The organism is Methylobacterium sp. WL18 (genome assembly GCF_008040015.1).
Taxonomy (GTDB): domain Bacteria; phylum Pseudomonadota; class Alphaproteobacteria; order Rhizobiales; family Beijerinckiaceae; genus Methylobacterium; species Methylobacterium mesophilicum.
Map to the genome: position 1 here is coordinate 1 of NZ_VRVD01001094.1, position 861 is coordinate 861.

Annotated in this window: 2 pseudogenes; both read right to left on the reverse strand. The window is 73.5% G+C overall.

The features are described 5' to 3' along the window. Positions 1-302: pseudogene (locus FV228_RS31105) on the reverse strand (hypothetical protein); the annotation flags it as partial. A gap of 97 nt (positions 303-399) precedes the next feature. Continuing rightward, positions 400-861: pseudogene (locus tag FV228_RS31110) on the reverse strand (anti-sigma factor); the annotation flags it as partial.

The window sequence follows — 861 nt, forward strand, 5'->3', positions numbered from 1 at the left end:
GCGACGAGCCGGCCGAACGCCGCGGCGTGCTCGGGCGTGCCGGTGCTCAGGCATCCGTTCCGGAGGCGCAGCAGGCCCCGGCGGACCAGGGCGTGGGCGGCGCGGTTCAGGAGCTGCACGCGCCCGGACCGGTCGGTCACCGCCACCCCCTGCTCGAGATGCTCGACCAGCCGGTAAAGCGCGTCCTCCAGGGGTGCCGGTTCGCGGATTGCGCGTGGGTCGCCGAACCCGCAGGGCGGATCGGGCGTCGGCGTGGCGTGCCGGTCGAACGGGCGCAGGGTGCGGTCGGGACTGACGATCACGCGCGGCCCTCATGGGATCGAACATGGGATCGAAGCGGATGGCAGGATGAAGAACCCGGTTCCCCGCGCGGTTATTCCCGGGCGCCGGCGGAATTCGTCACTCCGGTCGGGCGGTCCGGGCGCGGTACAGCGCGACGAAGCCCCGCAGGTCCCGGGCGTTGAGGTCCGACACCGCCCAGTAGGTGAGATCGCCGGCGCTCCAACGCTCGATGAACGTCCCGTCCCGGCGCTCCTCGGCGTCCGATCCATCGCCGGCCGCCGGCACCACGGTGACGCTGATCACGTGGCGGTCGTGGCGGTAGACCAGGGTCGGCACCGGCTTGCCGTCGACGATGTCGATCCGGCCGCCGGCCAGCGGGTAGCCCCGCTCGGCGAGGTCGGGTGCGTCGGGGGCGATGATCGTGCGGCCGTTGAACCACGGCTTGACCACGTGCCCGTCCGCGGAGGCGATATCGAAGGGCTGCGGCGCGGCGAGACCCCGCAGATGGCCGGCCAGGATGGCCTCGGCTGCTTGCGGCGGGGCGTCGGCGTTCCCGGGGGGAACGACCCCGCCGAGCGA